The sequence below is a fragment of the Janibacter sp. CFPM2_SD2 genome (assembly GCF_057364645.1).
The window spans coordinates 1-9,289 of record NZ_JBNFOF010000126.1; the positions used below are offsets into that span (position 1 = coordinate 1).

The window sequence follows — 9,289 nt, forward strand, 5'->3', positions numbered from 1 at the left end:
GCCGCGAGCAGCCGGGGCGGTGGCCCCGCAGGTCGTCGGCCGGGACCCCCGCAGACCTGCTCGGCCCCGCTCAGGCCACCACGAGGCGACCGAGCGGGCGACGTCGGTCGAGCCCGCTCGTCCGCTCGGCGAGGTAGGTCTCGTCGGCGAGCGACTCGGCGAGGACGACGTGCAGCAGCGCCTGGAGCACGACGAGGTCGGTCCCGGGGACGGGCTGCAGGTGGACGCCCTGCCCGTCGTCGGTGAGGTCGGCCGTGGCCGACCGCGCGGGTCGCGACGACGAGCCACCGGCGGCGCGGGCTCCCGCGAGGTGCCCGACGAAGGGAGGCATCGTCTCGGCGACGTTGCTGCCGAGGAGCAGGATCGCGCCGGAGGTGTCCAGGTCGGTGATGGGGAAGGGCATGCCCCGGTCCATGCCGAGCGACCGGTTGGCGGCAGCCGCCGCCGATGCCATGCAGAAGCGGCCGTTGTAGTCGATGTGCTTGGTGCGCAGGGCGATCCGGGCGAACTTGCCGAGCTGGTAGGCCTTCTCGTTCGTCAGCCCGCCACCTCCGAAGACGGCCACCGCGTCGGGTCCGTGCTCGGCCGCGATCTCACGGAGCCGGCCGGCGAGGAGGTCGAGCACCTCTCCCAGCCGACCGGGTGCAGCTCGCCGTCGGAGCCGCGGACCAGGGGAGTGGTGAGCCGGTCGGGGGCGCGGAGCACCTCGGCCGACGTCCACCCCTTGCGGCACATGCCGCCCCGGTTGGTCGGGAAGTCGCGGGCCGTGACCTCGACCCGCTCACCCTCTGGCTCCAGACTCATCGCGCACTGCAGCGCGCAGTAGGGGCAGTGGCTGTCGACCATCAGATGCCCTCGTCGGCCAGGCGCGCGCCGCGGCGGACGTAGACCGCCCACGTGAGCGTCGCCATGAGGACGTAGGCCGCGATGAAGACCCCGATCGCCGGCACGAGCGAGCCGAAGCCCGTCGTCGACATCGCGAAGCCACGCGGTACGAGGAAGCCGCCGACGGCACCGACCGCACCGGCGATCCCGATGCAGCCGGCGGCGCTGCGGCGCGCGATGGCGAGCTCCTCGCCGTCGCGCACCCCGGCCCGGAAGACGGCCGGGATCATCCGATAGGTCGCGCCGTTGCCGATGCCGGCCCCGGTGAAGAGCACGAGGAAGGCGAGGAGGAAGAGGACGAAGGAGTGCGCGGAGAGGGCGAGGATCGCCAGCCCCGCGGCGAGCCCCATGACGACGAAGGCCGCGATGGTCACCCGTGCGCCGCCGAGTCGGTCGGCGATGGTCCCGCCGAGCGGCCGGCTCGCGGCACCGAGGACCGCGCCGACGAAGGCGATCGACGTCGTCACCTCGGGGAACTGGCTCGTGAGCAGCGTCGGGAAGGCGGCCGAGTAGCCGATGAAGGAGCCGAAGGTGCCGATGTAGAGGAAGGAGATGATCCACGTGTGGGGGTGGGTCGCGGCCTTCGCCCAGCTGCGGTGGTCGGACCGCGCGGTGCTGAGGTTGTCCATGCCGCGCCAGGCGCCGAGCGCGGCGAGCAGCACGAGCGGCACGAAGAGCAGGCCGGCCCGCTCGAGGTGGATCCCGGCGCCGATCGCGATGACGGCGGGGACGACGAGCTGCACGATGCCGGTGCCGAGGTTGCCGCCGGCTGCGTTGAGCCCCAGCGCCTTCCCCTTCTCCGCCTCGGGGAAGAAGAAGGAGATGTTGGTCATCGACGACGCGAAGTTGCCTCCGCCGAAGCCGGCGAGTGCGGCGATGCCGAGGAGCAGCGCGAAGGGGGTCTCCGGCCGGCCCACGACCCAGGCGAGGGAGAGAGTGGGCAGCAGGAGCAGCAGCGCCGAGATGATCGTCCAGTTGCGCCCGCCGACGAGCGGGACCATGAAGGTGTAGGGGACGCGCAGGAAGGCGCCGATCAGGCTCGGCACCGCGATGAGCCAGAACTGCTGGTCCAGGGTGAGCGCGAAGCCGACGCCGTTCAGCTGCGGGACGACGACGCTCCACAGTGCCCACACGCAGAAGCCGAGGAACTCGGCGAGCACCGACCAGCGCAGGTTGCGGTGGGCTACTGCACGTGCGCCGCCCTCCCAGAAGCCCCGGTCCTCCGGGTCCCATTGGTCGATCCACCGTCCGGCCCGACGAATCGGACCGGCGGGGGCGGTGGCGTCAGCGGTGCTCGTGGGCAGCGTCGTGGTCATGCCGGGAGGCTCGCAAGGCCGTGTTTCGCGCCCGGTCTGCGGACGTAAAGCCCGCGTTACCCTGCCCGCACATCCGGGGGCGGGGTGCTGTGAGGGACGTCCTAGGGGGTGTCGGTGAGGAAGACCGTCTCCACCGCGGGCTGACCCTGGCTCAGCTGGTGCGCCGAGCGCGGCAGCTCGGCCACGGATGCCTCGTGCCGGGCACGCGCGCCCTCGAGGCTCGCGTGCTCGCGCCCGACGACCTCGCCGCCCTTGACGAGCCGCACGAGCAGGTCGCGGTCGTCGGCGTCACCGACCGGCTGCTCGCCGATGCCGAGGACCTCGGCCTCGACGACGCCGAGCGGGTTGCGCCGACGCAGCGCGTACTTGCGCCCACCGACCGACTGCTTGTCCTTGCTCTTCTTGGCGACGCCGATCATCCGCCCTTCGTCGTCCTCGCGGGCGACGAGCTTGTAGACCATCGACGCCGTCGGGTGGCCCGACCCGGTGACCACGCGCGTGCCGACGCCATAGGTGTCGACGGGGGCGGCCGCCAGCGCCGCGATGGCGTACTCGTCGAGGTCGGAGGTGACGACGATCTTGGTCTCGGTCGCGCCCAGCGCGTCGAGCTGCTCACGGACCTCGCTCGCCTGGACCACGAGGTCACCCGAGTCGAGACGCACGCCGCCGAGGGAGGTGCCGGCGACCTCGACGGCCGTCCTCACCCCTTCGGTCACGTCGTAGGTGTCCACGAGCAGGGTGGTGCCGGCACCCAGCGACGCCACCTGCGCCTCGAAGGCCTCCCGCTCGCTCTCGTGCAGCAGGGTGAAGGCGTGCGCCGCGGTGCCACCCGTGGGCACGCCGTGCCGCCGCCCTGCCTCGAGGTTGGAGGTGGAGGAAAATCCGGCGATGTAGGCCGCGCGCGCCGCCGCGACCGCCGCCTCGTCGTGCGTGCGGCGGCTGCCCATCTCGATGACCGGCCGCGACCCGGCGGCACCGGTCATCCGCGACGCGGCCGAGGCCACGGCGGAGTCGTGGTTGAGGATCGACAGGATCACCGTCTCGAGGATCACGCCGTGGGCGAAGTCGGACTCGACGACGAGCACGGGGGAGTAGGGGAAGTAGGTCTCGCCCTCGGCATAGCCCCAGACGTCGCCGTCGAAGCGGTAGTCGGCGAGGAAGCCGAGGGTGTCCTCGTCGACGACCTGGCGCTCGCGCAGGTCCCGCAGCTCCTCCGGCCCGAAGCGGAAGTCCTCGATGGCGTCGAGCACGCGACCCGTGCCGGCGAGGACCCCGTAGCGACGCCCGCTCGGCAGCCGCCGGGCTAAGGTCTCGAAGACGCAGCGCCGTGACGCGGCCCCGCTGCGCAGGGCGGCCTGGAGCATCGTCAGCTCGTAGTGATCGGTGAGCAGGGCGGTGCTGGGTCGGATCGTCACGCCGGCCACTCTAGGGTGGAGGGCGTGTCCATCGCCCCCGCCGAGCAGCAGACGAGCGAGCCCGACGTCGTCGAGGCCGTCGACACCCCGTGGATCACGTTGGTGTGGAACGACCCCGTCAACCTCATGTCGTACGTGACCTGGGTCTTCCAGACGCACTTCGGCTATCCGAAGCAGCAGGCCGAGAAGCTCATGATGGACGTGCACCTCAAGGGCCGCGCCGTCGTCGCGCACGGCCCCAAGGAGCAGATGGAAGCCGACACCGAGGCGCTCCAGGGCTACGGCCTGTGGGCGACCTTCCAGAAGGACGCCTGATGGCCACCGCCTTTGCCGCAGACGGGGACGAGCTCGTCGCGATCATGGACGACAGCGAGCGGGCGGTCGTTGCCGGCCTGTGCCTGCAGGTCATGGACCTCGTGGCCCCCGCCTCCGTGACGAAGGGGGAGCACGCCGACCCCTTCGAGGCGATCGTCTCGGGGCTGGGTGACCTCGCCACGGACACCGAGGAGGGTGCTGCGGGCGTCGGGGTCCCCGACCGGGCCTTCGGCCTCGACGAGGACCGTGACCCGGCGCTCGACCGGCTCTTCCCGACGGGCAACCGCGAGGACGAGCAGGAGGCGGCGGAGTTCCGCCGCTTCACCGAGCAGGGCCTGCGGCAGCGCAAGCACGCCGGTCTGGCGGCGACGGTGCGGCTGCTCGAGGAGGCCGAGGACGAGCGGTGGGTCGTGCCCCGCCGCGAGGCGCCCCTCGTGCTCGTCGCCCTGACCGACGTGCGGCTCGTCATGGGCGAGCGGCTCGGGCTGCGCACCGACGAGGACGCGACCCGGCTCGAGGAGCTCGTCGAGTCGCTGCCCTCCGACGACCCGGCGATCTTCGCGCTGAGCGTCTACGACTTCCTCACCTGGCTGCAGGAGTCGCTCACCCGCGCGCTCACCGGCGAGGACGTCGACCTCCTGCTGCCCGACGACGAGGACGACGCAGAGGACGAGGGCGAGTGAGCGACCCGTCGACCGCTGCCCAGCCGATCGGCATCTTCGACTCCGGCTTCGGGGGGCTGACCGTCGCCCGCGCCGTCATCGACCAGCTGCCGCACGAGTCGGTCGCCTACCTCGGTGACACGGCGCGAGCGCCCTACGGCCCCAGGCCGATCGCGCAGACCCGCGAGTTCGCCCTCGAGTGCCTCGACCGACTCGTCGACCACGGGGTCAAGCTGCTCGTCATCGCGTGCAACACCGCGAGCGCAGCCGTCCTGCACGACGCGCGCGAGCGCTACGACGTGCCCGTCATCGAGGTCATCCGCCCGGCCGTGCGGCGCGCGGTCCTGGCCACCCGCAACCACCGCGTCGGGGTCATCTCGACCGAGGGGACCCACCGCTCGCGCGCCTACCTCGATGCCTTCGCCGCCGCGCCGCACACGCAGGTCTTCTCCCAGCCCTGCCCGCGCTTCGTCGAGCTCGTCGAGGCCGGCACGACGTCCGGGCCGGAGGTGCTCGACGTCGCCCACGGCTACCTCGACCCCCTTCGTCGGGCCGAGGTGGACACGCTCGTCCTCGGCTGCACCCACTACCCGCTGCTCACCGGCGCCCTGTCCTACGTCATGGGCGAGGGTGTCACCCTCGTCTCATCTGCCGAGGAGACGGCCAAGGACGTCTACCGTGTTCTTGCGGACCACGACCTGCTGCGTCCCGAGTCGCTGCCGGCTCCGGGGCACGGGTTCACCACGACGGGGGACCCGGAGCGCTTCCGGTCGCTGGCCCGTCGCTTCCTCGGACCCGAGGTGGCGGACGTCTTCGGCAACATGGGGGAAGAGTCGTGAGGCTCACCGTCGTCGGGTGCTCCGGGTCCTTCGCGGGACCCGAGTCGCCCGCTTCCTGCTATCTCGTCACGGCCGAGCACGAGGGGCGCACCTGGCGCATCGTGCTCGACCTGGGCAACGGCGCGCTCGGCGCCCTGCAACGGCACATCGACCTCGCCGACCTCGATGCCGTCGTGCTCAGCCACCTGCACCCGGACCACTGCATCGACCTCACCGGCATGTACGTCACCCGCACCTACCGACCCGAGGGCGCGCTCACCGAGCGCCTGCCGGTCTACGGCCCCGCGGGCGCGGCCGAGCGACTCGCCGCGGCCTACGAGGGCATCGACGAGGCCGGGATGACCGGGGTCCTCGACTTCCGCCGCGTCTCCACGAGCGTGCCGACGCACATCGGGCCCTTCGTCGTGCGGCCCTTCCTCGTCAACCACCCCGTCGAGGCCTACGGCTTCCGCGTCGAGGCCGACGGTCGGGTGCTCGCCTACAGCGGCGACACCGACTCCTGCGACGCGCTGACCCCGCTCTTCGCCGATGCCGATCTCGTGCTCGTCGACTCCGCCTTCGTCGAGGGGCGCGACGAGGCCCGCGGCATCCACCTCACCGGGCGCCGGGCCGCCGAGGCCGCGGTCGCCGCCGGGGGAGTGGGGCGCCTCATGCTCACCCACATCCCCGCGTGGAACGACCCCGAGGTCTGCCGCGCCGAGGCCGCCGCCGTGTGGCCGGGTGAGGTCGAGCTGGCCCGGCCGGACGCCACCTACGACATCTGAGCGTGCACAACAGGTCGTCCTGATGCATGTCGCGGCGTTCATCGGCCCTTTCGTGCACGAGGACGACCTGTTGTGCACGCGCTCCCGGGCTCAGACGAGGTCGAGCAGCGGCAGCAGCGACTCCTCGAGCCGGTCGGGGTTTGCCGAGGCGAGCGTGGCCCGGGCGTGGGTGGCCTCCGGGCGGCACACGGCAAAGGTCCGCAGCCCCGCGGCCGCACCCGCGTGCACGTCGTGCGTCGTGTCGCCCACCATCCACGTGCCCTCGGCGTCGAGCGCGGACAGCGCCCGCTTGATGACGTCGGGCGCCGGCTTGGCGGGGAAGCCGTCGGTGCCTTGCACGTGGTCGAGGTGGTCGGCGAGCCCGAGCGCGGTGACGAGGTCGCGTGCCATCTCGCTGCGCTTCGTCGTCGTCACCGCGAGCAGATATCCCTTGGCCCGGAGGGCCTCGAGCACCTCGATGGTGTCGACGAAGGGAGCGGATCGCTGGGTGAAGCGGGCCGGGTAGATCCGGCGGTATGACGCCGCGAGGGCGGCGACGTCCCCCTCGGGAGCGAGGGCGGTGAACATGTCCTCGAGGGGGAGGCCGACGAGCGCACGGACCGGCGGGTCGCCCGGGTCGGGCAGCCCGTGCTCGACCATCGCGGCCGTGATGCTCCCGATGATGTCCGGCAGGGAGTCGACGAGCGTGCCGTCGAGGTCGAAGCAGATGGCTCGTCGCGTCATGTGCCGCAATCTAACTCGACGCGGTGGCCGGTCACTGGTGGACTGGGGGCATGGACGCGCGCCTGCCCGCCCCCCTTCGCCCCGGTGACACGATCGCGGTCACCGCACCCAGCTCCGGGGTCCCGCCGACCCTGCAGCCCCGCCTCGACCTGGCGATCGCCGGTCTGCGGCGGCGCGGCTTCGAGGTCGTCGAGGGGGTCTGCCTGCGCGACACGACCGACACCCACGTGAGCGCTCGCGCGAGCCCGCGCCGACGAGCTCATGGCCCTGCTCGTCGACCCCGACGTCCACGCGGTCATCCCGCCATGGGGTGGTGAGACCGGCATCGACGTGCTGCCGTGGCTCGACCTCGACCTGCTCGCCGAGTGCGACCCGACCTGGTACGTCGGCTTCTCCGACACGGCGACGACGATGCTGCCGCTCACCCTGCGCGCCGGGTGGGCGACCCTCCACGGCAGCAACCTCATGGACACGCCCTACGCGCCCGCCCCCGGCCACCTGCACTGGCTCGACGTGGCGACCGCCGAGGGCGGCGAGCTCACCCAGACCGCCGCCACGCACCGCCGCGCCGCGGGTTGGGACGACTACGAGGGTGACCCCGGCGTCGACGAGATGACGCTCACCGAGCCGACCCGGTGGTCGCTGCTCGAGGGGGAGGCGGCCAGCTTCGCCGGACCGCTCGTCGGTGGCTGCATCGAGGTGCTCTCGCCGCTGGCGGGCACCGCCTTCGGTGACGTGTGGTCCTGGGCGCAGGTGCAGGAGCAGCCGCCCGTCGTCCTGCTCGAGGCCGCGGAGGGCAATGCCTTCGAGATCGCCCGCTGCCTGCACGGACTGCGGCTGGCGGGGTGGTTCGACCGGTGCGCCGGCGTCGTCATCGGCCGCACGCCCGCCCCCGATGCGCCGACCCTGACTCAGCACGAGGCGGTGCGCGATGCCCTCGACGGTCTCGGGGTGCCGGTCGTGCTCGACGCCGACGTGGGGCACCAGCAGCCGCAGATGCCGCTCGTCCTCGGCGTCCCCACCCGGGTCGAGGTCGGCCCGGAGGCGCAGCGGGTCACCCAGGAGCTCGTCCGACCGGAGTGCTAGCATCGAGAGCGGGAGATGATAGCGATGGCAGCGATCACCGTTCGCAACCTCGATGACGACGTCCGTGACCGACTGCGCCTGATGGCGGCGGAGCACGGTCACTCGATGGAGGCAGAGGTCCGCTCGATCCTGACGGCGGCGGCCGGCCACCGGCAGCAGCGGCCCAATGCCCTGATGGATCTGTACTGGGCAGGTCGTGGCGACGTGGTGGTCGAGATGGAGTCCGACCTGGAGCCGCCCCCACGTGAGTCCGACCCACCTCGCGTCGATTTCACCGACCCGGCCTTCGGATGATCGCGGTCGACACCAACGTCGTCTCCGAGCTGATGAGACTGCAGCCCGAGGCCGAGGTCGTGAGATGGGCGGCCTCGGTCGCCGACGCCGACCTCGCCGTGCCCGCCGTCGTCGTCGGGGAGCTCCTGCACGGGCTGGGGCGAATGCCCGCGGGTGCTCGGCGGCAGCGGCTGGAGGGCGCGCTCGATGCGTTCTTCCAGCGGCTCGGCGACGACCGGGTCCTCCCTCTCGACGGGCCGGCGGCCGTGGCCTATGCCCATGTCATGTCCGGCCGAGAGCTGTCCGGCCGGCCCGTGAGCACCGTGGACGCACTCATCGCCGCGACGTGCCGGGCCCACGGAGCCTCCCTGGCCACGCGCAACACCAAGGACTTCACCGGTACCGGCATCGAGCTGATCGACCCCTGGTCGGCAGGCCGGGCTCGCTGACCGGTCCGTCTGCGGTCCTCAGGGTCGTGCGCGCTCGCCGACCCGTCCGGTGACCCAGGCGGCGATCCGCTCACCGATCATCTCGGGGGAGCGGGCGAAGCTGTAGTGGTTGACAGGCTTGCCCGGGTCGCCCGCCGCCTTGGCGAAGGTGAAGCGCTCGACCTCGGCACTCGCGAAGAGCCCGACCAGCTCGTCGACGGCGGCCGGCGGAGCGAGGGTGTCGTTGTCGAGGTCGACGGCGAGCAAGGGCAGCGAGCGCCCGGCGAGCCCCGCCGTGATGTCTCGGCCCCCGGGAGTCAGACGCCCGGTGCGGGAGAAGGCCGCCCACTCGCGCATCAGCGTCCGCGCCTGCGTCCCGCCGAAGCCGAGGCGCACGCCGGGCCAGTAGCCGCACAGCCGCGAGACGACCGCGACGAGCTGGGTCTGCACGAGGGTCTTGAGCCCCTGCTGCGCGCGCCAGTGCGGCGTCCCCGACCCGATGAGCACGGCGGCGTCGACCGCGGGCGTCGGGCCGGCGAGGTGGGCGGCGAGGAGGTGGCCACCGAGGGAGTGGCCGAGCGCG

11 protein-coding genes and 2 pseudogenes are annotated in these 9,289 nt (G+C 72.5%); 8 read left to right on the forward strand and 5 right to left on the reverse strand.

The window, feature by feature from the left end; genetic code table 11:
• The 3 genes and pseudogenes from AC2W7J_RS12000 to AC2W7J_RS12010 all read right to left on the reverse strand — a co-directional run.
• Positions 1 to 846: pseudogene (locus AC2W7J_RS12000) on the reverse strand (molybdopterin oxidoreductase family protein); the annotation flags it as partial.
• The gene (locus AC2W7J_RS12005; RefSeq protein WP_255183932.1) at positions 846 to 2,201 is read right to left on the reverse strand and encodes an MFS transporter; all 1,356 of its coding nucleotides are present in this window, start codon (positions 2,199 to 2,201) and stop codon (positions 846 to 848) included. The gene AC2W7J_RS12005 and the pseudogene AC2W7J_RS12000, both read right to left, overlap by 1 nt.
• A gap of 101 nt (positions 2,202 to 2,302) precedes the next feature.
• Positions 2,303 to 3,625, reverse strand: coding sequence for a nicotinate phosphoribosyltransferase (locus AC2W7J_RS12010; protein WP_485982653.1), 1,323 nt, complete (start codon positions 3,623 to 3,625; stop codon positions 2,303 to 2,305).
• A gap of 15 nt (positions 3,626 to 3,640) precedes the next feature.
• On the opposite strand from AC2W7J_RS12010, the gene clpS reads away from it, so the two are divergent.
• The 4 genes from clpS to AC2W7J_RS12030 are packed head-to-tail and all read left to right on the forward strand — an operon-like array spanning position 3,641 to position 6,196.
• Complete coding sequence (gene clpS / locus AC2W7J_RS12015) at positions 3,641 to 3,931, forward strand: ATP-dependent Clp protease adapter ClpS (RefSeq protein WP_072625094.1); 291 nt, start codon at positions 3,641 to 3,643, stop codon at positions 3,929 to 3,931.
• Positions 3,931 to 4,614, forward strand: coding sequence for a DUF2017 family protein (locus tag AC2W7J_RS12020; RefSeq protein WP_485982655.1), 684 nt, complete (start codon positions 3,931 to 3,933; stop codon positions 4,612 to 4,614). Before clpS ends, AC2W7J_RS12020 begins: the two co-directional genes overlap by 1 nt.
• Positions 4,611 to 5,432, forward strand: a complete 822-nt coding sequence (gene murI, locus AC2W7J_RS12025; protein WP_255183929.1) for a glutamate racemase — start codon at positions 4,611 to 4,613, stop codon at positions 5,430 to 5,432. The genes AC2W7J_RS12020 and murI overlap by 4 nt, the downstream gene beginning before the upstream one ends.
• The gene (locus AC2W7J_RS12030) at positions 5,429 to 6,196 is read left to right on the forward strand and encodes an MBL fold metallo-hydrolase (protein ID WP_485982657.1); all 768 of its coding nucleotides are present in this window, start codon (positions 5,429 to 5,431) and stop codon (positions 6,194 to 6,196) included. The genes murI and AC2W7J_RS12030 overlap by 4 nt, the downstream gene beginning before the upstream one ends.
• A 90-nt stretch (positions 6,197 to 6,286) precedes the next feature.
• On the opposite strand, the gene AC2W7J_RS12035 is transcribed toward AC2W7J_RS12030, so the two are convergent.
• Positions 6,287 to 6,919: an HAD family hydrolase gene (locus AC2W7J_RS12035; RefSeq protein WP_485982659.1), complete on the reverse strand. Its 633-nt coding sequence runs from the start codon at positions 6,917 to 6,919 to the stop codon at positions 6,287 to 6,289.
• Between the two features lie 50 nt (positions 6,920 to 6,969).
• Here AC2W7J_RS12035 and AC2W7J_RS12040 point away from each other — a divergent pair, with 50 nt between their 5' ends.
• From AC2W7J_RS12040 to AC2W7J_RS12055, 4 genes are read left to right on the forward strand one after another with little or no spacing between them, the layout of a single operon-like run.
• Entirely contained in the window at positions 6,970 to 7,236 is a 267-nt protein-coding gene (locus tag AC2W7J_RS12040; protein ID WP_485982661.1) for a hypothetical protein, read from the forward strand.
• Positions 7,181 to 8,005: an LD-carboxypeptidase gene (locus AC2W7J_RS12045; protein WP_485982663.1), complete on the forward strand. Its 825-nt coding sequence runs from the start codon at positions 7,181 to 7,183 to the stop codon at positions 8,003 to 8,005. Before AC2W7J_RS12040 ends, AC2W7J_RS12045 begins: the two co-directional genes overlap by 56 nt.
• Before the next feature lie 24 nt (positions 8,006 to 8,029).
• Positions 8,030 to 8,299: a FitA-like ribbon-helix-helix domain-containing protein gene (locus tag AC2W7J_RS12050; protein ID WP_255183925.1), complete on the forward strand. Its 270-nt coding sequence runs from the start codon at positions 8,030 to 8,032 to the stop codon at positions 8,297 to 8,299.
• Entirely contained in the window at positions 8,296 to 8,727 is a 432-nt protein-coding gene (locus AC2W7J_RS12055; RefSeq protein ID WP_255183924.1) for a type II toxin-antitoxin system VapC family toxin, read from the forward strand. The genes AC2W7J_RS12050 and AC2W7J_RS12055 overlap by 4 nt, the downstream gene beginning before the upstream one ends.
• An 18-nt stretch (positions 8,728 to 8,745) precedes the next feature.
• Here AC2W7J_RS12055 and AC2W7J_RS12060 read toward each other — a convergent pair.
• A pseudogene (locus AC2W7J_RS12060) lies at positions 8,746 to 9,289 on the reverse strand (hypothetical protein); the annotation flags it as partial.